21 protein-coding genes and 1 tRNA gene are annotated in these 24,567 nt (G+C 48.1%); 7 read left to right on the top strand and 15 right to left on the bottom strand.

The genetic code is table 11. The annotated features are described in order from the left end of the window. The first annotated feature begins 303 nt into the window (after positions 1-303). Positions 304-1,527 carry a transposase gene (locus KUA48_RS04710; protein WP_264958551.1) on the top strand — a complete coding sequence of 408 codons (1,224 nt, stop codon included), beginning with the start codon at positions 304-306 and terminating at the stop codon, positions 1,525-1,527. A gap of 67 nt (positions 1,528-1,594) precedes the next feature. Further along, on the top strand, positions 1,595-2,305 hold the full coding sequence (locus KUA48_RS04705; protein WP_371833701.1) for an HAD family hydrolase: 711 nt from the start codon (positions 1,595-1,597) through the stop codon (positions 2,303-2,305). 168 nt (positions 2,306-2,473) lie between these two features. On the opposite strand, the gene miaA is transcribed toward KUA48_RS04705, so the two are convergent. From miaA to KUA48_RS04650, 11 genes are all read right to left on the bottom strand, one after another. Next, positions 2,474-3,376: a tRNA (adenosine(37)-N6)-dimethylallyltransferase MiaA gene (miaA, locus tag KUA48_RS04700; RefSeq protein WP_218433467.1), complete on the bottom strand. Its 903-nt coding sequence runs from the start codon at positions 3,374-3,376 to the stop codon at positions 2,474-2,476. A 91-nt stretch (positions 3,377-3,467) separates the two neighbouring features. Further along, complete coding sequence (gene lpxA, locus KUA48_RS04695) at positions 3,468-4,238, bottom strand: acyl-ACP--UDP-N-acetylglucosamine O-acyltransferase (protein ID WP_118253928.1); 771 nt, start codon at positions 4,236-4,238, stop codon at positions 3,468-3,470. Positions 4,239-4,253: 15 nt separating this feature from the next. Continuing rightward, complete coding sequence (locus tag KUA48_RS04690) at positions 4,254-5,636, bottom strand: bifunctional UDP-3-O-[3-hydroxymyristoyl] N-acetylglucosamine deacetylase/3-hydroxyacyl-ACP dehydratase (RefSeq protein WP_006847230.1); 1,383 nt, start codon at positions 5,634-5,636, stop codon at positions 4,254-4,256. A 113-nt stretch (positions 5,637-5,749) separates the two neighbouring features. After that, the gene (lpxD, locus tag KUA48_RS04685; protein ID WP_153074007.1) at positions 5,750-6,784 is read right to left on the bottom strand and encodes a UDP-3-O-(3-hydroxymyristoyl)glucosamine N-acyltransferase; all 1,035 of its coding nucleotides are present in this window, start codon (positions 6,782-6,784) and stop codon (positions 5,750-5,752) included. Between the two features lie 202 nt (positions 6,785-6,986). Continuing rightward, positions 6,987-7,829 (bottom strand): orotidine-5'-phosphate decarboxylase, encoded by an 843-nt coding sequence (pyrF, locus tag KUA48_RS04680; protein ID WP_118151068.1) that lies wholly within the window; start codon positions 7,827-7,829, stop codon positions 6,987-6,989. Positions 7,830-7,884: 55 nt separating this feature from the next. Further along, positions 7,885-8,994: a peptide chain release factor 1 gene (prfA, locus tag KUA48_RS04675; protein ID WP_006847233.1), complete on the bottom strand. Its 1,110-nt coding sequence runs from the start codon at positions 8,992-8,994 to the stop codon at positions 7,885-7,887. A gap of 17 nt (positions 8,995-9,011) precedes the next feature. Then, a complete protein-coding gene (locus tag KUA48_RS04670; RefSeq protein WP_006847235.1) occupies positions 9,012-10,160 on the bottom strand; it encodes an AIR synthase-related protein in 1,149 nt (382 codons plus the stop codon). 59 nt (positions 10,161-10,219) lie between these two features. Continuing rightward, positions 10,220-10,966: a shikimate dehydrogenase gene (locus KUA48_RS04665; RefSeq protein ID WP_153094753.1), complete on the bottom strand. Its 747-nt coding sequence runs from the start codon at positions 10,964-10,966 to the stop codon at positions 10,220-10,222. 12 nt (positions 10,967-10,978) lie between these two features. Then, the gene (gene ubiE / locus KUA48_RS04660; RefSeq protein WP_006847237.1) at positions 10,979-11,713 is read right to left on the bottom strand and encodes a bifunctional demethylmenaquinone methyltransferase/2-methoxy-6-polyprenyl-1,4-benzoquinol methylase UbiE; all 735 of its coding nucleotides are present in this window, start codon (positions 11,711-11,713) and stop codon (positions 10,979-10,981) included. Between the two features lie 98 nt (positions 11,714-11,811). After that, complete coding sequence (locus KUA48_RS04655; RefSeq protein WP_006847238.1) at positions 11,812-12,762, bottom strand: phosphoribosylaminoimidazolesuccinocarboxamide synthase; 951 nt, start codon at positions 12,760-12,762, stop codon at positions 11,812-11,814. Positions 12,763-12,846: 84 nt separating this feature from the next. After that, positions 12,847-13,815, bottom strand: a complete 969-nt coding sequence (locus KUA48_RS04650; protein ID WP_117587646.1) for a PhoH family protein — start codon at positions 13,813-13,815, stop codon at positions 12,847-12,849. A gap of 232 nt (positions 13,816-14,047) precedes the next feature. Between KUA48_RS04650 and KUA48_RS04645 the strand changes: the two genes are divergently transcribed. Further along, positions 14,048-14,923, top strand: coding sequence for a DUF5715 family protein (locus tag KUA48_RS04645; protein ID WP_215651530.1), 876 nt, complete (start codon positions 14,048-14,050; stop codon positions 14,921-14,923). A gap of 139 nt (positions 14,924-15,062) precedes the next feature. Here KUA48_RS04645 and KUA48_RS04640 read toward each other — a convergent pair whose 3' ends face one another. The 3 genes from KUA48_RS04640 to KUA48_RS04630 all read right to left on the bottom strand — a co-directional run bounded on the left by KUA48_RS04640 (position 15,063) and on the right by KUA48_RS04630 (position 18,713). Then, entirely contained in the window at positions 15,063-17,324 is a 2,262-nt protein-coding gene (locus KUA48_RS04640; RefSeq protein ID WP_218433465.1) for a cation:proton antiporter, read from the bottom strand. 57 nt (positions 17,325-17,381) lie between these two features. After that, positions 17,382-18,605 carry a peptidase T gene (gene pepT / locus KUA48_RS04635; protein ID WP_153080823.1) on the bottom strand — a complete coding sequence of 408 codons (1,224 nt, stop codon included), beginning with the start codon at positions 18,603-18,605 and terminating at the stop codon, positions 17,382-17,384. 34 nt (positions 18,606-18,639) lie between these two features. Beyond that, positions 18,640-18,713: transfer RNA gene (locus KUA48_RS04630), tRNA-Arg, on the bottom strand. Positions 18,714-18,970: 257 nt separating this feature from the next. Here KUA48_RS04630 and asnA point away from each other — a divergent pair. Next, complete coding sequence (asnA, locus tag KUA48_RS04625) at positions 18,971-20,008, top strand: aspartate--ammonia ligase (protein ID WP_218433464.1); 1,038 nt, start codon at positions 18,971-18,973, stop codon at positions 20,006-20,008. 788 nt (positions 20,009-20,796) lie between these two features. Here asnA and KUA48_RS04620 read toward each other — a convergent pair. After that, on the bottom strand, positions 20,797-22,725 hold the full coding sequence (locus KUA48_RS04620; RefSeq protein WP_153089250.1) for a DNA polymerase III subunit gamma/tau: 1,929 nt from the start codon (positions 22,723-22,725) through the stop codon (positions 20,797-20,799). A 68-nt stretch (positions 22,726-22,793) separates the two neighbouring features. Between KUA48_RS04620 and KUA48_RS04615 the strand changes: the two genes are divergently transcribed. From KUA48_RS04615 to KUA48_RS04605, 3 genes are all read left to right on the top strand, one after another. After that, entirely contained in the window at positions 22,794-23,141 is a 348-nt protein-coding gene (locus tag KUA48_RS04615; RefSeq protein ID WP_118253942.1) for a septum formation initiator family protein, read from the top strand. Then, positions 23,125-23,550 (top strand): hypothetical protein, encoded by a 426-nt coding sequence (locus KUA48_RS04610; RefSeq protein WP_006847247.1) that lies wholly within the window; start codon positions 23,125-23,127, stop codon positions 23,548-23,550. Before KUA48_RS04615 ends, KUA48_RS04610 begins: the two co-directional genes overlap by 17 nt. A 149-nt stretch (positions 23,551-23,699) precedes the next feature. After that, a complete protein-coding gene (locus KUA48_RS04605) occupies positions 23,700-24,524 on the top strand; it encodes a DUF4369 domain-containing protein (protein ID WP_118253943.1) in 825 nt (274 codons plus the stop codon). The last annotated feature ends 43 nt before the right edge of the window (positions 24,525-24,567 follow it).

Genomic DNA, 24,567 nt, shown 5'->3' with positions numbered 1-24,567 from the left:
CCTTATTTGCGGGAGTTATCCATTTTCTCCTTCTTTTCGGCTGCAAAAGTACGTAGGAAATGTTACAGGCTATTTAAACAGATGTTACATTCTTGTTAAAAACGATTTTTCTTCTGTTTTTCTGAAAGAAAGTAGTTATCTTTGCAGTCAGAACTCCTATATCAATACTGCGTTAAATTAATATTTAATCGTCTGTAAATCAATAACTTATATTAAGAAATTCTTATGAAAACTTAACTATAAAAAGTTGGTCAAGTCGCTGATTTTCAGTAACTTTGCAAATCACGACAAACGCAAAATTATATGAATACAGGACTTGACCAATATATGGATATCTTTAAAGATGCAGTTGAAGATTCGGCTGCAAAGTTAACAAAAAGTTTCGAGAAAATACTCATCGAGGTGATAATTTTGTTCATGGTAATACCAAGAAAGATAAATTTCACCCAAATGGGGAGGTATGGCTCGCATGTTGAGCAAACCTATCGCAACGCATTCGGCTTAAAAAAGTCGAAAAGCATTGACTGGCTCAAACTTAATGTCTCACTTGCCAAGCGCTTCTTTGGTAAACAGGGAAGATGGGCTATTGCCATTGATCCCAGCTACATCAGCAAAGCTGGCAAGAAGACTCCACATATCGGTCGTTTTTGGTCGGGATGTGCACAGTCTGTTAAACATGGTCTCGAAATCATGGGTATTGGCCTCATTGATATTGATGCCAAAGACTGCATGATGTTAAAAGCACACCAGTCGCTAAGTAATAAAGAACTGAGTCTTAGAAACAAGACTATGGTAGATTTCTATATCAGCGTCATTAAGCGTTACCGCAAGGAACTTCTTAAACTCTCAACCCTCATAGTTGCAGATGCTTACTTCTCTACAAGTACATTTGTTAATGGGATAAAGAAAGAAGGGTTCTCTTTGATAAGCCGCTTTCGTGACAATGCTTGTCTCTTTTATGTCTATGCTGGTCCACGTACTGGAAAACGTGGTCGCCCAAAGACCAAGGATGGCAAGATTGATATGAAGAATCTTGACCTCACTCGAATGGAGAAGATGGAGATGAAAGATATAGAAGGAACAGCTTATACTTTGATAGCCTATTCCAAGGCACTCAGGTGTAAAGTTAGACTTGTCATCTGGCAGATGCCGAATGGCAAGAAGAAACTATTCTTCTCTACAGACACCTCACTTTCGGGTGAAGAAGTACTTCTTTATTATAGAACCAGGTTCCAGATCGAATTTTGCTTTCGTGACGCCAAAGGCTATACTGGTCTTATGGACTGCCAGGCTCGCGATAAGTGGAAACTCGATTTTGCTTTCAATGCTTCGTTCACATCACTAAATGTTGCCAAGGTAACTATGAAGGAGATGGGAATGAAATATTCTATGTCTTCATTCAAGTCACTGATGACCAACATTTATCTGGTGAAACGAATTTTTAAAGCAAGCGGGTACACCCCGAACCGAACTTTAATTAGCAAGATTTTCAAAGATCTCTCGTGCTTACAGCGTATAGCTGCTTAGCACATTATTGAATTATTAACGAACTATTGCTATATTTAATAAGGTGTAAAACATAACAAACATGAAAATGGATAGATTTAAAGATATCAGGGCGATAGCCTTCGATGCCGATGATACGCTCTGGGCATTACAGGAATATTTCGAAGAGGTGGAGCATGAATATTGCGAACTTCTTTCTGAGTACGGAAAAGAGAAAGAAATTTCTGCCGCTCTTCTGGAGACGGAAAGTGGTAATATGGCTGACTTGGGGTATGGCTGCAAGGCTTTCATCATTTCGCTGGTAGAGAATGCCGTGAAGGTGAGTAAGGGCAAGGTTTCTGCCTATGTGATTGCTCAGATTATAGGGCTGGGAAAGAGTCTGCTGCATCTTGATGCCAAACCGCTGGAGGGGGTAGAGGAGACGCTGGCTCTGCTGCATGAAAAGAAGAAAGAGGGCAGGGGATTGAAACTTGCCGTCTTTACGAAGGGAGAGTTGCAGGATCAGGAGAATAAATTATGGCGCTCGGGTTTGCAGCGTTATTTTGATGTGGTAAGTATCGTGAGCGATAAAAAGCCTGAAGCTTACCGCCGCCTCTGCAGGGAACTGGATGTCCAGCCTTCAGAACTCGTCATGGTGGGTAACAGTTTCAAGAGTGATATTGCTCCTGCGCTGAGCATCGGCTGTTCTGCCATCCATATTCCTGCCCAATCTATTTGGGCGCATGAGAAGACTGAAGAGTATGAACACCCGAAACTCCGCCGCATCTCATATTTCAAGGAAATTCTTGATTGGATATAAAGGGAGAGAATATAGATCTTTCCTCTTTTTCTGCTGGTCCCATCTACGGTGTTTTTTTTCTGTATTGTGTATGTAAGTGCTTGAAAATCAATAAGTTTGTTCGCTTGTCCCTAAAATAAGGGGGCAAGCCTTACTTTAGGATAACTCTTAGTAAAAAGCGACTAAGAGTTATCCTATTTCTTTATCAATGTACGCAAGGATTTCTTCTTGCTGGTCTGGATGGAACCATTGGATAGTGGTATCCCGCTTAAACCAGGTAAGTTGCTTGCGCATGTATTCACGGCTGTGCGATTGGATTTGTCTGATAGCTTCATCGCGGTCTATCTCGCCGTCAAAGTAGGAGAACATTTCTTTGTAGCCTACGGTTCTCAACGAGGTGAGTCCCTTCTGCGGATATACGCTGCGTGCTTCTGCCTCCAGACCTTCGCCCATCATCATCAATACACGCTGGTTGATGCGGTCGTAGAGTTCTGTTCTGTCGCGGTTCAGACCTATCTTGATGATGCGGAAAGGGCGCTGCTTCTTTTCGGCTGTGCGGAAAGAAGTATAAGTCTTGCCGGTCTGATGACAGATTTCAAGTGCATGAACCACGCGGCGTGGATTCTTCCTGTCTACTATCGACCAGTGCTCCGGATCCATCTTGTGGAGTTCTTCTACCAGCGCCTCCAGCCCTTCCTCTTCCAGCCGCTGTTTCATCCAAGTGCGTATGTCGTCACGAACAGTAGGGATGTCGTCGATTCCTTTGCATACAGCATCGATATACATCATGCTGCCGCCTGTAAGCAGAGCCACATCATGATTCTTGAAGATGTCTTCCTGCAGGAGATTCATCACATCAGCCTCATATTGGGCAGCGCTGTAATAATCTTCGATGTGGTAGTTTCCTACGAAATAATGCTTTACCCGTTGCTGCTGTTCGGCAGTAGGGGCTGCAGTTCCGATAGGAAGTTCGGCGAAGATCTGGCGGGAGTCGGCATTGATGATAGGTATAGCGAGATGCTCTGCCAGTGAAAGGCAAAGCTCCGTTTTACCTACACCGGTAGGACCTAAGACCACAATCAATGTTTTCATATATCATTTTTTATATTCAAGAAAAAAGCATCCTTGCTCGTTTCATAAACCTATGCAAGGATGCTCTTTTTACCTTTTTACCCTTTTACTTTTATCGGATAATGCCTCGCTGAGAACTCTCTACGAAGTCGATAATATACTGAATCTCCTTGGTAACCTCAAGATTCTTCTTGATTTCCTCAATACCTTCCTTCAATATACCCTTGCTGTAGAGCAGGCGGTAAGCCTCGTGGATGTTCTGGATGGTCTCATTGCTGAAACCGCGACGGCGCAGACCGATGAGGTTGATGCTGCAGTAGCGGGTTGGCTCCTTGCCGGCAATGATGTATGGAGGAATATCCTGAGAGAAACGGCAACCGCCCTGGATCATTACGTAGCCTGCGATATGGCAGAACTGGTGAACGAGAACGTTGGCGCTGACGATGGCGTTGTCGTCTATTACCACCTCACCGGCAAATTTGGTAGAGTTGCCGATAATCAAGCCGCTGCCGAGCACGCAGTCGTGAGCCACGTGAACGGTCTCCATCAGGAGGTTGTTGCTGCCTACTACGGTCTTGCCCTTAGAGGCTGTACCACGAGAGATAGTAACGTTCTCACGGATGCTGTTGTTATCGCCAACCTCGCAGGTTGTCTGCTCGCCCTTGAACTTCAAGTCCTGAGGCTTGGTAGAGATGCTGGCGCCTGGGAAAAATTCATTATTGTTGCCGATGCGAGCGCCCACGTGGATGGTAACGCTGTTCTGCAATACGTTGTTATCGCCCAAAACGGTGTCCTTGTCGATATAGCAGAAAGGACCGATAATGTTGTTGTCACCGAGTTTTGCCTCTGGGTGAACGAACGCTAATGGACTAATCTGATTCATATTTCTATTTTATTATTACTTGTTCTTAACAATCTGTGCTGTGAAAGTAGCCTCTGCCACCACCTGGTCGCCTACGAACATATAGCCTTTCATAGAGCTGATGCCATGACGCACGGGTGCGAGGAGTTCTACACGGAAGAGGAGAGTATCGCCCGGAACCACCTTCTTGCGGAACTTCACATCATCGAGCTTCATGAAGTAAGTACTCCAGCGCTCAGGCTCCTCCAGCTGGTTCAATACGAGCAGACCGCCACACTGTGCCATCGCCTCTACCTGGAGAACGCCTGGCATCACTGGCTCTTCAGGGAAGTGACCGGTGAAGAAAGGCTCGTTGCTGGTTACATTCTTTACGCCCACGATGCTGTTAGGACCCATAGCAATGACCTTATCGACCAGCTGCATAGGGTAGCGGTGAGGCAGGAGCTGACGGATGCGGATATTATCCATGATTGGCTCCTCGTTAGGATCGTAGATAGGAGCCTGAATCTCGTGCTTGCGAATCTCCTTGCGCATGAGGCGGGCGAACTTGTTGTTTACGGTATGACCTGGACGCGTAGCGATGATGCGACCCTTGATAGGCTTGCCGATGAGTGCCATATCGCCGATGATATCGAGCAGTTTATGACGTGTACATTCGTTCTCCCACTGCAATGGGCGGTGCTGGATGTAACCCAACTTGTTTGCATCCATGTGAGGCACCTTGAGATGGTCGGCGAGCTGGTCGAGCTGAGCCTGTTCTACCTGGCGCTCGTAGATAACGATGGCATTGTCCAGGTCACCACCCTTAATGAGGTTAGCCTGAAGCAGAGGCATGATGTCGCGTACGAAAACGAAGGTACGGGCTGATGCAATCTCCTCTGCGTATGTCTCCATCTTTTCGAGGGTAGCAAACTGGCTGTTGATGAATTTGCTCTCGAAAGAACACATGGCTGTGATGCTGAAGTCCTCGTCAGGAAGGATGGTGATGACAGACCCATTATCATCTTTCACCTCAATCTTATGACGGATGATGTAGTAGTCTTTCTCAGCATTCTGCTCCTGGATGCCTATGCTCTGGATCTTCTCTACATACGGAGCAGCAGAACCGTCGAGGATAGGGAACTCAGGACCGTTTACCTGGATGAGACAGTTGTCGATGCCGAGGGCATAGAGTGCTGACATACCATGCTCGATGGTAGAAACACGGATATCGCCCTTACCGAGTACGGTACCGCGCTGTGTTTCAACAACGTTCTCAGCTACAGCCTGGATAACAGGCTCGCCTTCGAGGTCGATGCGCTGTATTTTATAACCGGTGTTCTCTGGTGCAGGATTGAAAGTTACGGTGAGGCTCAAGCCTGTATGCAAACCCTTTCCGCAAAGAGAGAAACTACCTTTCAGTGTCTTCTGTTTTGACATAATTATATTCATTTTTTAGGCACGGATAACACGGATTTTTTCTCTGCGTTTTCTTCGGATTCCTTAGTGGCGTTAGCCTCCGCGTCATCCGTGTCATCCGTGCCTTATTATTTTTAATTGTTTTTCTTTAATTCTTCAATCTGCTTCTTCAGGTCGTTGAGTTCCTTGTACATGTCAGGCAAACGACGGAAGATGGCCTGAGACTTGAAGTAAGCGCGCTGCTCCATAGGAGGAGTTCCGATGAGCTGCTGGCCGCTCTTGAGGCTGCCCGGAACACCGCTCTGGGCACCGAGGAACACCTTATCGCCGATAGTGATGTGGCCGGCAAGACCCACCTGACCGCCAAACATACACCATTCGCCTACCTTTGTACTGCCTGCTATACCTACCTGAGAAGACATCACGGTGTTGGCACCGATATCGGTATTGTGGGCAATCTGTACGAGGTTGTCGAGCTTTACGCCCTTGCGAACATAGGTAGAACCCATTGTAGAACGGTCTACACAAGTGTTGGCACCAATCTCTACATCGTCTTCGATGGTAACTATACCAATCTGAGGAATCTTGTCGTAACCTTCAGGACCTGGAGCGAATCCAAATCCGTCGGCACCGATTACACAACCGGCATGAAGCGTAACGTTATTGCCTAATTTACAGCCGTGATATACGGTAACGTTCGGATAGATGAGTGCATTCTTACCAATCTTCACACCCTCTCCGATGTAGGCATGAGGATAAATCTGGCTACCTTCGCCTACCTCTGCACCATCGCTGATATACGCGAAAGCACCTACATATACACCTTCAGCCACCTTAGCCTTTGGAGATACGAAAGCCAGCGGATCGATGCCGGTCTTCTTAGGCTTCATGGATTCGTACATCTGCAGGAGCTTAGCCACACACTCGTATGCATTCTTCACACGGATGAGGGTTGTGCTGACAGGGTGTTCCAATTCTACGTTCTCATCAATGAGTACGATGCTTGACTTGGTTTCGTAAACATAATGAGTGTATTTAGGGTTAGAAAGGAACGAGATGGCGCCTTCCTTACCTTCTTCGATTTTTGCGAAGGTGTTGACTGTTGCGTTCTCATCACCTTCCACACGGCCCTGAACGAACTGGGCTATTTGTTGAGCGGTAAATTCCATAATTTATCTGACTTCTAGTTTGTTTTATTTAGGTTCCCAAGGCATCATTACCTTTAGGTAACCGCAATTTGTTTGCAAAAATAGCAAAAAAGATTTAGATTCTCGACTTTATTTTGTAATATTTTGCTTTTTCGCCCCATAAAAGGGTATTTTTTAGGCGCAAAGCCTCTTTTTAAAGATACTTTGCGCCTAAATTGAGTTTTTATAACTTAGCAAGTTCTGCTGCCATTTCAGCCTGCAACTCCTTAGCTTTCTGACCTGCTACCTCAGCAAAGTCATCGCCGTTGCTGGCATAGATGATGCCGCGGGAAGAGTTGACGAGCAAGCCGCAATCCTTGATGATGCCATACTTGCAAACTTCCTGCAGGCTGCCACCCTGTGCACCTACGCCCGGTACGAGGAGGAAGTGGTTAGGAGCCACCTTGCGGATGTCTTCGAACATCTTGCCCTGTGTAGCGCCTACTACATACATCATGTTCTCATCGTTGCCCCATTCCTGGCTCTTCTTGAGAACCTTCTCGAAGAGGCGCTCGCCCTCCTTATCCTCGGTGAGCTGGAAGTCGTGGCTACCCTTGTTGCTGGTAAGTGCCAGGAGGATAACCCACTTGCCGTCATACTCGAGGAATGGCTTGACTGAATCCTCGCCCATATAAGGTGCTACGGTTACAGAGTCGATATTGTACTCCTCGAAGAATGTCTGGGCATACATTTTGCTGGTGTTGCCGATATCACCGCGCTTGGCATCTGCGATGATGAAGTGGTTTGGATAGTGGCTGTGGAGATACTTGATGGTGTTTTCAAAGGCAATCATGCCATCGATGCCACGGCTCTCATAGAAAGCCAGGTTTGGCTTGTAAGCCACACAGTATGGGGCTGTTGCATCGATGATAGCCTGGTTGAATCTGAATATCATTTCGGCTTCTGCGCCCTGGATGTCTTCACTCTCGGTGATGCACTTAGGCAACTTGTTGATATCTGTGTCAAGACCTACGCACAAGAAACTCTTCTTGGCGAAAATCTGCTCTACGAGTTCTTTTCTGTTCATAATGGATTGATATGATGATTCATCGCCCCGATGTACGGAACGATGAATCGGGGTTTTACAATTCTGTTTCTTTCAGCTTCTCTGCGTTCTCGGCTACAGTCAGGGCATCAATCATGTCCTGAATATCACCTGCCAGGAAACCGTTGAGATCGTGAGTGGTGTAACCGATACGATGGTCGGTAACACGGCCTTGCGGGAAGTTGTAGGTACGGATCTTCGCACTGCGGTCGCCGGTAGAAACGAGGCTCTTGCGGCGGCTGGCGATATCGTCAACATACTTCTGGTGCTCACGGTCGTGGATGAATGTATAGAGGCGGCTCAAGGCACGCTCCTTGTTCTTTGGCTGGTCACGGGTTTCGGTACACTCGATGAGGATTTCCTCTACCTCGCCTGTGTTAGGGTTTTTCCAAGGGTAGCGGAGACGTACACCAGACTCCACCTTGTTCACGTTCTGACCACCGGCACCTGAACTTCGGAAGGTATCCCACTTGATATCGCCTTCGTTGATGTTCACTTCAAACTTGTCTGCCTCTGGCAATACGGCCACGGTAGCAGCTGAGGTGTGCATACGGCCCTGTGTTTCAGTAGCAGGCACACGCTGAACACGGTGAACACCTGATTCGTACTTCAATGTACCGTAAACGTCAGTACCGCTTACTGCGAAGTCGATTTCCTTGTATCCACCTACTGCGCCTTCAGAAACAGAAGTCACGCTGACGGTCCATCCCTTCGATTCGCAGTATTTCTTATACATATTAAATAGGTCGCCTGCAAAGAGGGCTGCCTCGTCGCCTCCGGCACCGCCTCGGATTTCCATCTGTACGTTCTTGGCGTCTTCTGGGTCCTTAGGTACCAGCGCAATCTTGATTTCTTCTTCAAGTTTAGGCTGCAGCGCCTCGTTCTCGTTAAGTTCTTCGCGAGCCATCTCCTTCATTTCCGGATCGCTCTCGTTGGCAAGGATGTCCTTTGCCTCCTTGATGCTATTCAGACAGTTGATGTATCGCTTGCGTGCGTCCATGATGTCACCCAGGTCTTTCCATTCCTTGGTGAGCTTCACGTAGCGTGGCTGGTCGGCGATGACATCTGGGTCGGTAATGAGGGTGCTTACTTCCTCGTATCGGCTCTCTAAGCCTTCTAGCTTCTGTAATATGTTGTTATTATCCATTAATCTTAATTCTATTTTTAGTATTCGAATGTTCCGAATTCGCTCTTGATGGTCAGGCTGCGCTTGCCTTCTTCGATGTGACCCACAATCTGGGCATCGATGTTGAAGCTCTTGCTGATGGCGATAACCTTCTCGGCAACCTCAGGACGTACGTAGATCTCCATGCGGTGACCCATGTTGAATACCTGATACATTTCCTTCCAGTCGGTCTCTGAGCAGTCGTGGATCGCCTTGAAGAGTGGAGGTACTGGGAACATGTTGTCCTTCACTACCTTGCAGTTCTCGCCTACGAAGTGAAGAACCTTGGTCTGGGCACCACCGGTGCAGTGAACCATACCGTGAACCTCTGGGCGGAGTTCGTCGAGAATCTTCTTGATGACAGGAGCGTAGGTGCGGGTAGGAGAGAGAACCAACTCGCCGGCATTGATAGGTGAACCCTCTACCTCATCAGTCAACTTATACTTACCGCTGTAAACCAACTCGTCTGGCACGGCGTGGTCGTAGCTCTCAGGATAGTTCTCTGCGAGATACTTGGCGAATACATCGTGGCGGGCAGAAGTAAGTCCGTTGCTGCCCATACCGCCGTTGTACTTCTTCTCGTAAGTAGCCTGACCTGTAGAAGAAAGACCTACGATGACATCGCCTGGACGGATGTTGGCGTTGTTGATGACATCGCTGCGCTTCATGCGGCAGGTAACGGTAGAGTCAACGATGATAGTACGAACCAGGTCGCCTACGTCAGCAGTCTCACCGCCGGTAGGATAGATGCCGATACCCATCTCACGCATCTCGTGGAGCAGGTCGTCAGTACCGTTGATGATAGCTGAGATTACCTCGCCTGGGATGAGCATCTTGTTGCGTCCGATGGTAGAGCTTACGAGGATGTTGTCTACGGCGCCTACGCAGAGCAGGTCGTCGGTATTCATCACGATAGCATCTTGAGCGATACCTTTCCATACAGAGAGGTCGCCCGTCTCCTTCCAGTACATGTAAGCCAAGCTCGATTTGGTACCTGCACCGTCGGCATGCATAATGTTACAATACTCTGGGTCGCCGCCCAAGATATCAGGTATGATCTTGCAGAAAGCCTGTGGGAAGATACCCTTGTCGATGTTCTTGATAGCGTTGTGAACATCTTCCTTTGCTGCGCTAACACCGCGCATCATATATCTATTGTTACTCATATTCTTACTTTGAACTTTGATCTTTGAACTTTATGATATGCTTATTTTTCCTGGTGCCAGAAATCCCATGATGCAAAGGCTTGCAACAAGAGCATTTCCAAGCCATTCTTTACTGTGGCTCCGTGTTCTTTGCCCTTCTTCATGAAGAGGGTTTCGTCGGGATTGTAGATGAGGTCGTAGAGCAGGGTGTGGCTGTCCATTGCCTCGTAAGGCAGCGCAGGACACTCGTCTACGTGTGGGTACATGCCCACTGGGGTACAGTTTACGATGACGTTATACTCCTTGATAACCTCAGGGGTGATTTTTTCGTACTGGATAGTATCCGGACGCTCGTATCGACTCACGAAGGTTGTTTCCAGTCCGAGCGATTTCAGACCGAAGTTGATAGCCTTTGAAGCTCCGCCTGTACCCAGGATGAGAGCCTTCTTGTGATAAGGCTCGATATAAGGTTCGATGCTCTTGGTAAAACCGATTACATCGCTGTTATATCCTTTCAGATAAACATCTTCGCCTCTGTGCTCCACCTTGATCACGTTGACGGCTCCGATAGCATTCGCCTCAGGGCTTACCACGTCGAGATAGCTGATCACTTTCTCCTTATAAGGTATTGTGACGTTGAGCCCCTTTAGTTCAGGATTTGAGTCGAGAATCTCGGTAAGATTTTCGATAGAAGGTATCTCGAAGTTGATGTATTGGGCATCGATGCCCTCGTTCTCAAACTTTTCGTTGAAATAGTTCTTTGAGAACGAATGCCCCAGAGGGTAACCTATGAGTCCATACTTGTCCATAATATTTTTGTTTTATTTGGTTGCGAAATAGAGTGTGCAGATGCCGAAGGTGAGTCGCTTGAACTCTGCCTTTGCGAATCCTGCCTTTTTGAACACCTCCATCATGACCTCGCCCTGAGGGAATGCCTCGATGGTCTTGTTGAGATAACTGTAGGCGCTCTGGTCTTTGCTGATGAGTTTGCCATACATCGGCAAGACAGTGTTGCTGTAGATACTGAACAGCTGCTTCATCGGGAAACTGACCGGCGTGGTGAGTTCTACGATGCAGAGATGTCCGCCTTTTTTCAGTACCCGGCACATTTCCTTCAGTCCCTGGTCCAGGTTCTGGAAGTTCCTGATACCGAAGGCTGCGGTTACTGCGTCGAAGCTCTCGTCCTGGAACGAGAGGTTGAGGCAGTCTTCCTTGGCAAAGGAGATGGTGTTTTCCAGTCCCAGCTGCTTTACCTTCTGTCTGCCTATCTCCATCATGCCTTCCGAGATGTCTGCTCCGATTAGCTGGTCGGGATGTAGCATCTGTGCGGCTAGGATGGCGAAATCGCCGGTACCGGTAGCGATGTCGAGCATCTTTTTAGGAGAGAAGGGCGCAAGACGCCTGATTGCCTTCTTGCGCCATCCCTTATCGATATCCCACGAGAGACGGTGGTTCAGGGTATCGTAGGTAGGGGCGATGTTGTCGAACATCTCCTCTACCAGCTTGCCCTTGTCTCCTGTGCCCTCGTAGGGCTTTATCTGTTCTTGCTTATACATTTATATATAGTTTATAATTTATAGCGGCTTCGCCGTTTAGCAAGATTGCCAAAGTGGTTCATGCTATAAACTTTTAACTATTAACTATTAACTAAAAACTACTTGTGTGCAGCAAGCCACTCGCTTACGTTCTTCTCGATGCGGGCAGCGATGTCGCCTTCCTCAGCAGCCTTGTCAAACTTCTCGCCGGTGATGTGCTCGTAGAGTTCGATGTAGCGGTCGGATACGCTCTCTGCATACTCGTCGGTAATCTCTGGCATGGTCTGGCCTGGCTCGTTCATGAAGTTGTGCTCGATGAGCCACTGGCGAACGAACTCCTTAGAGAGCTGGCGCTGTGGTTCACCCTTCTCAAACTTCTCCTCGTAACCGTCAGCATAGAAGTAGCGGCTAGAGTCTGGAGTGTGGATCTCGTCGATGAGGTAAACCTTGCCGTCGCGCTTGCCGAACTCGTACTTGGTATCTACGAGGATCAAGCCCTGCTTGGCAGCGATTTCCTGACCGCGGGCGAAGATGCGGCGTGTGTAGTCCTCCATCACAGCATAATCCTCTGCACTAACAATACCCTGGGCGATGATCTCTTCCTTAGAGATATTCATGTCGTGACCCTCGTCGGCCTTTGTAGTAGGGGTGATGATAGGCTCTGGGAAACGCTGGTTCTCGCGCATACCGTCTGGCAACTTCACACCGCAGATCTCGCGGCAGCCCTTCTGATACTCGCGCCATGCACTACCGGTGAGGATAGAACGGATGATCATCTCCACGCGGAAACCTTCGCACTTCAAACCTACGGTAACCATTGGGTCTGGAGTAGCCAACTTCCAGTTTGGACAGATGTCTGTAGTTGTGTCCAGGAACTTAGCTGCAATCTGATTGAGCACCTGTCCTTTGAAAGGGATACCCTTAGGCAGAACAACGTCGAACGCTGAGATTCTGTCGGTAGCGACCATCACGAGGAGGTCGTCGTTAATGTCATACACATCACGTACTTTACCGTGGTAAACACTCTTCTGTCCATCAAAATGGAAATCTGTCTTTGTTAATGCTTTCATTTTATTTAATTTATAATTTATAATTTACAATTTATAATTGAGCCTGCCCCTAGAGCAGTACTGTTAATTATTAATTATCAATTATTAATTTTTAATTGTTTTCTTTTCTTCCGCTCTCTCCTTGTCATACTTGTCGTATGCGTTAACGATGCGGGTTACGAGTTTGTGGCGCACGATATCCTTCTGTCCCAGCTTCACCACTCCGATGCCTTCCACTCCGTCCAGAATCTTGAGCGCCTCCTTCAGTCCGCTTCGCTGTTCGCGTGGCAGGTCAATCTGTGTCAGGTCGCCGGTGATAATCATCTTGGTGTTCATGCCCATACGGGTTAGGAACATGCGAATCTGTTGGGAGGTAGTGTTCTGCGCCTCGTCGAGGATGACGACGGCATCGCTGAGTGTGCGTCCGCGCATAAAGGCGAGCGGAGCAATCTGGATAATGTGCTTTTCCATCATATCCTGCAGCTTTACGGCAGGTATCATGTCTTCCAGCGCATCGTAGAGCGGCTGGAGGTATGGGTCAATTTTGTCTTTCATATCGCCAGGCAGGAAACCGAGCTTTTCGCCGGCTTCTACGGCTGGTCGTGAGAGGATGATTTTCTTGATGGCTTTCTCCTTGAGGGCCTTTACGGCAAGGGCGATGCTGAGATAGGTCTTACCGGTACCGGCTGGTCCCACGGCAAATACCATGTCGTTCTTCTCGTAAGCATCTATCAGCTGCTGCTGGTTTTCGCTGCGGCTCTTGATAGGTCGGCCACTGATACTGTATACCAGCACGCCTTTCACGCTGTCCGCCTTGGTCTGTTTTCCTTTCACGATGTCCAGGATGTCTTCATCATTGAGCATGTTGTATTTAAGCAAGTGCTTGCGCATCTGCTCAATATCCTCTTCCACCTTTGCCATTTCCTCTTCGTCGCCGAGCACACGAATCACGTTGTCGCGTGCTACGATACGCAACTTAGGATACAGCGATTTAATCATCTGCAGGTGGGCATTGTTCACACCGTAGAACATCACTGGATCGATATCTTCAAGTACAATATGTTTCTCTATCAAAATGTCTTAATTCTATAAAGTTTAAACTATCCTATCTAATATTTTGTTATATAACGCTGCAAAATTACTACTTTTCCATGAAATGAGCAAATTTCGGCGAATAAAACATTCTTTAAATATTAAAAAAGCTATTTTTTCGAGAGATTTTGTTACCTTTGCAGCTAAATTTGGCGATGCGGTTCCCGTTTTGCCTGAAGAATATAGAATATTATTTCGTGAAAATAAGATAATTATGAAGATTAGTAAGAACAGATATTTACAGGGTTTTGGTATTGTGGTTTTGCTTCTGGCGCTGGTAAGAGTCATCTTTCCGGGAGTAGCAAAACCGAAGGTTGCGGCTGCTGGGGCGGCTGATTCTACGCTCGTGGCAGCGAAGGATTCGGCTGCTTCTGATGCTTCTTCTGCTGAGATTTCTGATGCATCGGCTGATGCTGAAGGGAATGTGGCTGAGGACCTGAAGGAGGATGAACTCTCTGTTATGCCTGATACGGCACAGAGCGGCAAGCCTTCTATCTTCTTCGACAAGGATGGCAAGGAGGTGAAGCATCGCATCTTCTCGGTGCCTCATTTCGGCAATACTTTCCCCGACCAGCAGGATGTGCAGATTCTGGCGGCTACTAAGCATGGTGTGAAACCGGTACAGAACCGTCTGGAGGCGGAGAACAGCAAGGGCAAGCTGGTGTATGTGGGCAGCAACCCTTTCTTTTATGTTGACAAGCTGAACAACAGTATTCCTTACCTGGTGCCTCGTGCCTCTGTGCTGCTCCAGGATATCGGCCGTGCCTATTTCGATTCGCTGCAGATTAAGGGCATTCCGCTGCATAAGATTATCGTGACGAGCATTCTGCGCACCAAGGATGATGTGGCGAAACTGCGTACCCGAAACGGCAATGCTACCGAGAATTCGTGTCATCTCTATGGTACTACCTTCGATATCTGCTACAACCGCTACAAGCAGATTCAGACCCGTGAACAGCCTCGCCGACAGGTGCAGAATGATACCCTGAAATGGGTGTTCTCCGAGGTGCTCCGCGATTTCCGCAACAAGAACCGCTGCTATATCAAATATGAGGTGAAGCAGGGGTGCTTCCATATCACCGTGAGATAAATCCTTGGAAAATGTCCCCACACGCCCAGGGGTATAAATAAGGCATGGATTACACGGATTTTTTATGAGATGGTAAATCGCTTAATTTACATGAGCGCTATAAATCCGTGTAATCCGTGCCTAAAAAAACTCAAGTTTATTAGCTCTTTTCCTGAATCTTCTGAAGGTCAGCCTCTTCGCCTACCAGCCAGATGATATCGCCTTTTTCGAATACTCGGGTAGGCAGAACACGGGTCAGGTTCTCCCGGCCCTCTTCCAGTCCTACCACCATACAGTTGTATTTATCCCTTATTCCGCTTTCTATCAGTGTCTTTCCCAGGAATTCGCTGCCGCCGCTGATGATGAGCTGGCTAAGTTTCATCTCGCGCTTTTCTATTTCAGCCTCCTCAGGCAGCAGGTCGCTCTGCAGGGCGGTGTTGAATTTCTGCAGCTGGTCGTCGTTGCCGATTACCTGCAGTTTGTCGCCCGGGAAGATGATCATGTTGCCGTTCGGGATGTTCAGCCGGTGAGAGCCGCGGTGAATGCTGCTCAGGTCTACACCGAACCGCTGGCGCAGATGCAGTTCTCGCAGCGATTTGCCAGTCCAACTGCTATCTTCAGGCACTTCAAATTCGCTGATGTGGATATCCCGGTCTAGCAGTCTGCCCTCATAGAGCGGCCGCTTTTCGCCATTCACCTGAGCCGCAATATCGCGCGAGCGGAGGTTGTGAACGAAGACGCGCTCCATCACGATGCTACGCTTCTTGATGCGGCGGGAGGTTATCATCAGCATCACTACTGCTGCACCGATGCAGACAATCAGAGCATTGGTAAAGCGCGAGAGGAAATTGATGATGTAGAAGATGAAAGCCAGTGCTATCATAAAGCGCACGAACACCGTAAAGAGCAGCGGCACGCGGTTGATGCTGCTCTCCACCCAGAGGCGTTTCCACTCGGCACTGTGGTTCTTCTTCATCACGATGGCGCGCAGGAACGGCGAGATGAATAGGACGGTGAGCAGGCCGGTGATGGCGTTGGCATACCAGTGGAGATGCCAGCCTGGCAGCAGATTGCGCATCAGCGGCAGCACGAAGGTGAACATCAGGGCGATGACGGCTGCCGAAAGGATGGAGTAGGCGGTGGTGTTGACCAGCATCTGTCGGATCAGCGATTTCCACTTGCTCTGCTGCTGTGTCTGGGGATGACTCATCGCGAAATGGTTCAGAATATGGATGAGCTTGTCTGGCAGATGTTTCTCCATCACCTGATAGGTAGGTGTGGCAAGACGGATCATATAAGGTGTAAGGAAGGTGGTGATGACGCTCACTGCTACCACTACCGGATAGAGGAACTTGCTGATGACGCCGAGCGACAGACCCAGCGAGGCGATGATGAAAGAAAACTCACCAATCTGAGCCATCGAGAAACCGCAGCGCATCGCCGACTTCAGCGACTCGCCTCCGAGCATGAAGCCGAAGGTGCCGAATATCGCCTGACCTACCAGTATCGTACCGACCAGGGCGAGGATAGGAACGGCATATTCTACCAGAATCTTCGGGTCTACCAGCATACCTACCGATACGAAGAAGATGGCTCCGAAGAGATTCTTTACCGGTTCTACAAGCTTGATAATCTTCTCTGCCTCAATGGTTTCTGCCAGGATGCTGCCCATAACGAAGGCTCCGAAGGCGCTGCTGAACCCCACCTTGGTGCTCAGTACCGCCATGCCGCAGCACAGACCCAGCGAAACGATGAGCAGGGTTTCGGCATTGATAAGTTTCCTCACCGAACGCAGGAACCACGGAATGGCGAAGATGCCCACGATAAACCATACGCCCAGGAAGAAGCCTATCTTCACGATAGAGGCAAGCATCTGCCCGCCGTCAGGACTGCTTCCGCTCGCTATCGCCGACAGCATCACCATCATCACGATAGCCAGGATATCTTCCAGTATCAGCACGCTCATCACCATCGAGGCAAACTTCTGGGTGCGCAGCCGCATATCATCGAATGCCTTATATATAATAGTGGTGGAGCTCATGGCGAGCATACCGCCCAGGAAGATGCAGTCCATCTTGCCCCAGCCGAAGCCGTGGCCTACGCTGATGCCCAGCATCATCATGCAGAACACGATAACCACGGTGGCGATGATGGGAGAGGCACCCATCTTCACGATTTTCTTGAACGAGAAGTCGAGACCGAGCGAGAAGAGGGTGAAGATGACACCGATGTCGGCCCAGGTCTGGATATCCGTCTCGTCGACTACCGACATGGTGTAGGGCATATGTGGCGAAACCAGGAATCCCGCCATGATGTATCCCAGCACCAGCGGCTGCTTGAGCCTCTTGAAGATGAGGGTTACGATGCCTGCCACCATCAGGATGAGGGCAAGGTCTTTTATTAAGAATGGAATTTCAGCCATATTTTTCTGTTTATGAAAAAGGGGAATTTAGATGTGTCTAAATTCCCCATATCTGTATTAGTCGTTGTATTCTTCTGTGATTTCCGCTATCTTCACGATGGTCTTCACTACCTTCTCCATTACCTGGATGCTCACAAACTCGTGAGGGCCGTGGAAGTTGACACCGCCGGCGAAGATGTTAGGACAAGGCAGACCCTTGAAGCTCAGCTGGGCTCCGTCGGTACCGCCGCGGATAGGTTCTACGCGAGGTGGAACGCCGCTCTCCTGCATCGCTCTGAGCACGATGTCGATGACGTGCATGTTAGGATCAATCTTCTCCTTCATGTTATAGTACTGGTCGTAGATAACCGCCTTTACGGTTCCGTCGCCATACTTCTCGTTCATCTTGTTCACGCAGTCCTCGATGAAATCCTTGCGGTTTTCAAACCTGTTGCGGTCGTGATCGCGGATGATGTAGCTGAGCTTTGCCTCCTCGCAGCGGCTCTCGATGCCGATGAGGTGGTAGAAACCCTGGTAGCCTTCAGTCTGCTCAGGAGTCTCGTTCTCAGGAATCATGTTCTGGAATTCCACAGCCAGTCGGCTTGCATTCACCATCTTTCCCTTGGCATAGCCTGTATGAACGCTCACACCCTTGATGACGATCTTGGCTCCGGCAGCATTGAAGTTCTCGTATTCCAGGTCGCCCAGGTCGCCGCCATCTACGGTGTAAGCCCAGTCGCAGCCAAACTTCTCTACGTCGAAATGATGTGCGCCCATACCGATTTCCTCGTCAGGATTGAAACCTACTCGGATGTCGCCGTGCTTGATTTCGTCGTGGTCGCGCAGATAGCACATAGCCTGTACGATTTCAGCGATGCCCGCCTTGTCGTCGGCACCCAGCAGGGTAGTACCGTCTGTCACGATGATATCCTCTCCCTTGTGAGCCTTCAGCTCTGGGAAAGTCTCAACGCTTGAGATGATGCCCGGGCTCAGCTCGATGTCGTTGCCGTCATAGTTCTTGATGACGCGCGCCTTTACATCCTTTCCGCTGGCATCAGGTGATGTATCCATGTGTGAAATAAATCCGATGGTAGGAGTCTTTTTCTTGGTATTGCTCTTCAGAGTGGCATAGATATAGCCCATGTCATCCATTTCGACATCGCTCAGTCCTTCGTTCTCAAGTTCCTTCTTCAGGTACTTGGCAAATTCGAGCTGTTTTGCCGTACTAGGCACGCTGGTCGATTCTTCGCTCGACTGTGTGTCGAATTTCGTATAGTTTATAAATCGTTCTACTAAATCCATGTTTTCAATTATTAATCATTTCTGTTGTTTCGGGTGATCTCGGTGGGATTCAAACCCACGACCTTCAGAACCGGAATCTGACGCTCTATTCAGCTAAGCTACGAGACCCTCTTTTCTGCCGCCCGTTTCTCCGGTTGTATGACATCGAAACGGAAGTCGACTGCAAAATTACTGCTTTTATTTGAAATAACCAAATATTTGGGGCAGATTTTTTTATATATATAATGTGTATTTGCAAATTGTTCTACAAAATGCTACTAAAAAACTTAAAAATGCTATCATTTTGCGAAAAAATACGGAAAAATGCTTGCAGATTAATTATTATTTTGTACCTTTGCAGCGCAAATACTAAATATGAAATAAAAATGAGCAATTTGATAAAACCTGAAGGGTACAAGGCGCTGCTGGATATGCGCCAGACCGAAATGGGTATTAAAATGATAAAAGAATTCTTCCAGCAAAACCTGAGCACCGAGCTCCGTCTGCGTCGCGTTACCGCTCCGCTCTTCGTATTGAAGGGTCTTGGTATCAATGATGACCTGAACGGCGTAGAGCGCCCTGTAAGTTTCCCTATCAAGGATTTGGGCGAAGCCCAGGCTGAGGTGGTTCATTCTCTTGCCAAGTGGAAGCGACTGACGCTTGCCGAGTATGAGATTGAGCCTGCTTATGGCGTATATACAGATATGAACGCCATCCGTGCTGACGAGGAACTGGATAATCTTCATTCGCTCTATGTTGACCAGTGGGACTGGGAGGCTGTGATTACCAAGGAAGACCGTACCATCGCCTTCCTCGAGAATATCGTGCGCCGCATCTATGGTGCCATCTTGCGTACCGAGTTCCTGGCTTGCGAGCATTATCCTCAGCTGAAGCCTTTCCTGCCTAAGGAGATTCATTTTATTCATGCGCAGGATTTGCTCGATATGTATCCAGACCTTTCTCCTAAGGAGCGTGAGGATGCTATCTGCAAGAAGTATGGCGCTGTATTTGTAGAGGGCATCGGCGGCAAGTTGAGCGATGGCAAGAAGCATGATGGCCGAGCTCCTGACTATGATGACTGGAGCACCGTGGCAGAGAACGGCAAGATGGGACTGAATGGTGATATCCTCATCTGGTATCCTGTTCTGGGTCGCAGTTTCGAGCTCAGTTCTATGGGTATCCGTGTCGACAAGGAGAGTCTGCTGCGTCAGCTTAAGCTGGAGGGCAAGGAGGATAGAGAGAAGCTTTACTTTCATCAGCAGCTTCTGAACGACAAGTTGCCTCTGAGCATTGGTGGCGGTATCGGTCAGAGCCGTCTGTGTATGGTATTGCTTCATAAGGCTCACATTGGTGAGATCCAAGCTAGCATCTGGCCTGAGGAGATGCGCAAGGAGGCTGAGAAAGCGGGCATGAACCTCATCTAAGCCTTTCTGTCGGTGCGTCATGGTGTATACTGTGATGTGCTGCATATTCAATTGATCTTTTTTAAGATAATAATAATTTGCTTACGAAGGCTCCCGGTGCTTTTCTGCATCGGGGGCTTTTTTTTGTTTTATACCTTGAGGCTGTGTTTTACAGCGTCAACCCTTGCATTTCATTTGGTGTAAAACCTTGGTATCGCGTTTCGCGATATCAAGGTCTGCGCTTCATGGGAATCTTTTAACGATGGTGCAAAAGTACAACAAATCTTCTGAACCGCCAAATTTCACCATGCAGAGTTATGTTAAACCGATTTTAACATTCCGGCTTCCGTAGTTAAACAAAAAAAGTCGTAGAGTTGCTGGAGAGAAAACTATATTTTGTAAAATGTTTCTCTGTGTGTTTTGAGCAAGAAAACAATGAGATGCTATGAAAAAAGTCATTTCTTCTGACTACTTCCTTTTTGCCCAGAAAGCGTTACAGTGTGACAGTTGTGACAGTTTTCAGCGCCTACCCCTCCTTCCCTTTCTTTAGAGGTAAATTATTATATATAATTATATATAATTATATATAATAATTTAAATATATATACTTATAATTTGATAGCTGCAAACTCGCAATATACCCCCTCCGCTGAAAACTGTCACAACTGTCACGCTGTAACGCCCTTTGCTCTTTCACTCTTATGTATCTCTTATAGCACCAAGTTTCGATATTTGTAAAAACAATTTTCTCCACTCCGTATAGGTTGTCCTACATGGAGTGGAGAATTTCGTATCGTGTGGAGTATCTTCTATGTCATGACCAGATCCAGGTCCTTTGTGAGCTTTTTCATCGCAGGGTTCTTCTCCATAAGAAGTTCCAGAACTTCATTCTTGGTCAGAACCTTGCCTACCTCTTCCTGGTCGGCAAGGCGGTAGCTGATGCTCAGTTCGCTGTTGTGAAGACCTAAGACGAAAGTCTTGAGAATGCGGTTCTTGATGTTCAAAACGTCGTCTAGTAAGAGCTGGTTGTTGATGATAACCTCTATCTGCGGATAGTTGGTTATCTTCGGTACAATACTCTTCATGCGGTTGGCTAATCCTATGAAATCCAGCTTGTTCTGCATTCTCATGCACATACTGAACCATGTTGCTTCCACCTGCTCCTGGGTGAACTCGTTCTGGTCGCCCGTGATGGTCGCTTTTTCCTCATTGGTATCATCATACGGACTGTGCAGGCGGCGCTGGTTCTCCTCCCTCTTCTTCAGGTTAGAGAAAGTCATGCCTATGCCGCCCAGCTTGATATTCTTGAGTCGTGGCTTGTGAGGCGATGCTGCATCAGTAACAGCTCCGGCAGCGGCTGAGCCTTCTGGAGAGGCAGATGCGGCTGCGGTGGCAGATGCAGGATAATATGCAGAATAAGATGCAGCATTGGAGGCTGCAGAAGCGGCTGCCGGTGCCCCTGACGAAGGCACAGCAGTAGCTGTAGCAGCAGACGTTCCCGGCTGTGATGACCGGTTTTCGCTGCTGCCAGAAGGCTCAGAACCTGCACCCTGAGAGGCAAGCTTAGACTGAGCCAGGAGTTTCTGAAACAGGGATTTTAATCTATTGGGCGTACGCCCCGCACTAGGCACATCCTGATCCTCGGGCTGCGTAATCTGGCCTATCTGTATCAGGGTGAGCTCTACCAGTAATCGCTTGTTGCTGCTGGCGCGGTAATGGATATCGCACTGGTTCATCAGTTCCAGCGCCTTATATAAGAAAGGTGTAGGTGCCTTCTGGGCCTGAGCCTGGAACTTGGCTTTCTGGTCGTCGCTGGTCTCGAGCAGAGGCAGGGTCTGAGGGTCCTTCGCCATCATCACATTGCGCACATGCTGGGCAAGCCCCTGTATCATGTTGCCGCCATCGAAACCGCGGCTCAGAATGCCGTCGAGTGTTACCATCATCTCGGCCACCTTATTCTCCAAAGCCAGGTCTACCAGACGGAAATAGTTGTCGCTGTCAAGCACGTTCAGGTCCTCGATCACCTTCTGGTAAGTGATGTTGCCCATGCAGAAACTGGCAGCCTGGTCGAAGATAGAGAGGGCATCGCGCATACCTCCGTCAGCCTTTTCGGCTATCACGGCGAGCGCCTGCTCTTCATATTGTATGCCTTCCTTCTCAGCCACCATCTTCAGGTGGTTGATGGTGTTGGCTACCGTCATTCGCTCGAAGTCGTAAATCTGGCATCGGCTCAGAATGGTAGGCAGAATCTTATGCTTCTCGGTAGTGGCGAGGATGAAGATGACATGCTGAGGCGGCTCTTCCAGCGTCTTGAGAAAGGCGTTGAAGGCGGCTGTTGAGAGCATGTGGACCTCATCGATGATAAACACCTTATACTTGCCTACCTGAGGCGGAATGCGGGTCTGCTCCATCAGAACCTTAATCTGGTCAACACCGTTGTTGCTGGCGGCATCCAGCTCGAAGATGTTGTAGGAACGCTGCTCATTGAAGGCACGGCAGCTCTCACATTCGTTGCATGCCTCGCCGTCTTCACGAGGGTGCTCGCAGTTGATTGCCTTCGCAAAAATGCGGGCACAAGTGGTTTTTCCCACACCTCTCGGACCGCAGAAAAGATAGGCGTGCGCCAGCTTGCCGCTCTTCACTGCATTCTTCAAAGTGGTGGTCAATGCACTCTGTCCGACAACCGAATCGAAGGTCATCGGACGGTACTTTCTTGCAGAAACTATATACTCTTCCATTATTTTTTCTTAATTGATGATGCAAAGATAACAAAAAAATATTATCTTTGCAAACAAATTCGGAAGAAATGAGTAAAAAACTTGGTATTATATGGAATTATCTCGCTCATTATAAGTATCTTATAGTGATTGTAACGGGTGTTCTGGTAGTTGGTGTAGTTGACGACAACAGTGTAAGGCAGCACATTAAGTACCAGATAGAGATAGCTACGCTCCGTTCGGAGATAGAAAAGTATCGTGAGCAGTATGAAAACGACAAGCATACCTTGCGCGATATGCAGCATGGTGCGCGGGCATTTGAGAAGATAGCCCGCCAGCGTTATTTCATGAAGGCTGATGATGAAGACATCTTTGTATTGAGTTCGGATATTCCGGAAAAAACTAACGAACAAGACGAAAATGAAACAATTGAGTAAACTGGAAAGTGCTATTTTCTTGCTGGGCGGCGTGCTGATGGTTGTCGGTGCGGCTTGCTTCGCATTTGGTTTTTCACATCCGCAGCTGGTGCAGGTAACGAGCTGGGGGTTCCTGCTGGGCACCATACTGTTCAGTGTAATGCAGGCGATGCAGTTCTATGAGGGACCTTCGCTGGTTATCCACCGCCTGAAGCGCATGCAGTATGTAGCAGACATCTTCTTCGTGCTCTCAGGCATCTCGATGGTAGATACGGTGTATGCTTTCCTGCGCCGCTGGTTTGAGAATTATGAGACCTATATCACCTATTTCTATAATAAGTGGGTAGTCTTCCTCCTCATCGCAGCCCTGCTGGAACTGTATACCACGCATCGCATCTCTCATGAACTGAAGAAGGAAAACAATCAGTAATATAGAAGGACGAGAAAAAAGCTTTCGGTGGTCAATAGGAGTGCAAACAAAACATAAATCTTGTAAGAATGAATTAAATTGCAGCAATTTATTTCGTCAGTTCAAATTAAGATTGTATTTTTGTTCACCGAAAGTGATATAGATAGCTTATGAATAGAATATTTTACGCATTCATTGCCTTGATGGCACTTGCATCTTGTGCCAACAGTTACGATATCTCGGGTACTTCTAACGTAAGTACTCTGGACGGACGCATGCTGTACCTTAAGATACTGGAAAACAACGATTTCAAGAACGTGGATTCTTGCGATGTAGTGCATGGACAGTTCCATTTTCAGGGTTCTGTCGACTCTATGAAGATGGCGAATATCTTCATGGATGATGACCCTGTGCTGCCGCTGGTGCTGGAGAGTGGAAGCATTACGGTGAAGCTCGATGATACACAGCAGGTGGTAAGCGGTACTCCTATGAACGATAAACTCTTCGGATTCTTCAAGAAATACCAGCAGATTCAGAATCAGTTGCGCGAACTGGTACACAAGCACGACCAGGCTATCATGAACGGTAGCGATATGGTGGCTGTCAACAAGCAGCTGAACGAGGAATCCATCCGCCTTTCTGAGCAGGAAGACAAGCTCATCACTTCGTTTGTTACCGACAACTTCAACAATGTGCTGGGACCGGGCGTCTTCTTCCTCGTTACAATGGGCAACCAGTATCCGATGCTCTCTCCTTGGATTGAGGATATCATGAGCAAGGCTACCGACTATTTCAAGAATGATCCTTATGTAAAGGACTATTATAAGAAAGCTCAAGAGAATCAGGAGATTATGAACGGTACACGAGATGCGCAGAGCGGCATGCAGCCAGAGATGGAAGCGGCTCCACAGGTAAATCCTGATGCGGCTCCGGCACCTACAGCCAACGAACTGGCTGCGCCTACGATTCCTGAAAAACAGGAAGGTAAGGAGTAGAAACAGGGCTCTTTCAAGGTCTTGGGCATTAACATCTTGTAAA

This window comes from Segatella copri (assembly GCF_019249795.2).
In the GTDB taxonomy this organism is placed as follows: Bacteria; Bacteroidota; Bacteroidia; order Bacteroidales; family Bacteroidaceae; genus Prevotella; species Prevotella copri_B.
Note: the sequence above shows the minus strand (reverse complement) of the source record. Positions and strands in the feature narration are given on the sequence as shown.

Bases quoted from the DNA above. Each gene is read 5' to 3' on its own strand.
- KUA48_RS04710 (WP_264958551.1), top strand. From the start codon at position 304: ATGAATACAGGACTTGACCAATATATGGATATCTTTAAAGATGCAGTT.
- KUA48_RS04705 (WP_371833701.1), top strand. From the start codon at position 1,595: ATGGATAGATTTAAAGATATCAGGGCGATAGCCTTCGATGCCGATGAT.
- miaA (WP_218433467.1), bottom strand. From the start codon at position 3,376: ATGAAAACATTGATTGTGGTCTTAGGTCCTACCGGTGTAGGTAAAACG.
- lpxA (WP_118253928.1), bottom strand. From the start codon at position 4,238: ATGAATCAGATTAGTCCATTAGCGTTCGTTCACCCAGAGGCAAAACTC.
- KUA48_RS04690 (WP_006847230.1), bottom strand. From the start codon at position 5,636: ATGTCAAAACAGAAGACACTGAAAGGTAGTTTCTCTCTTTGCGGAAAG.
- lpxD (WP_153074007.1), bottom strand. From the start codon at position 6,784: ATGGAATTTACCGCTCAACAAATAGCCCAGTTCGTTCAGGGCCGTGTG.
- pyrF (WP_118151068.1), bottom strand. From the start codon at position 7,829: ATGAACAGAAAAGAACTCGTAGAGCAGATTTTCGCCAAGAAGAGTTTC.
- prfA (WP_006847233.1), bottom strand. From the start codon at position 8,994: ATGGATAATAACAACATATTACAGAAGCTAGAAGGCTTAGAGAGCCGA.
- KUA48_RS04670 (WP_006847235.1), bottom strand. From the start codon at position 10,160: ATGATGCGCGGTGTTAGCGCAGCAAAGGAAGATGTTCACAACGCTATC.
- KUA48_RS04665 (WP_153094753.1), bottom strand. From the start codon at position 10,966: ATGGACAAGTATGGACTCATAGGTTACCCTCTGGGGCATTCGTTCTCA.
- ubiE (WP_006847237.1), bottom strand. From the start codon at position 11,713: ATGTATAAGCAAGAACAGATAAAGCCCTACGAGGGCACAGGAGACAAG.
- KUA48_RS04655 (WP_006847238.1), bottom strand. From the start codon at position 12,762: ATGAAAGCATTAACAAAGACAGATTTCCATTTTGATGGACAGAAGAGT.
- KUA48_RS04645 (WP_215651530.1), top strand. From the start codon at position 14,048: ATGAAGATTAGTAAGAACAGATATTTACAGGGTTTTGGTATTGTGGTT.
- KUA48_RS04640 (WP_218433465.1), bottom strand. From the start codon at position 17,324: ATGGCTGAAATTCCATTCTTAATAAAAGACCTTGCCCTCATCCTGATG.
- pepT (WP_153080823.1), bottom strand. From the start codon at position 18,605: ATGGATTTAGTAGAACGATTTATAAACTATACGAAATTCGACACACAG.
- asnA (WP_218433464.1), top strand. From the start codon at position 18,971: ATGAGCAATTTGATAAAACCTGAAGGGTACAAGGCGCTGCTGGATATG.
- KUA48_RS04620 (WP_153089250.1), bottom strand. From the start codon at position 22,725: ATGGAAGAGTATATAGTTTCTGCAAGAAAGTACCGTCCGATGACCTTC.
- KUA48_RS04615 (WP_118253942.1), top strand. From the start codon at position 22,794: ATGAGTAAAAAACTTGGTATTATATGGAATTATCTCGCTCATTATAAG.
- KUA48_RS04610 (WP_006847247.1), top strand. From the start codon at position 23,125: ATGAAACAATTGAGTAAACTGGAAAGTGCTATTTTCTTGCTGGGCGGC.
- KUA48_RS04605 (WP_118253943.1), top strand. From the start codon at position 23,700: ATGAATAGAATATTTTACGCATTCATTGCCTTGATGGCACTTGCATCT.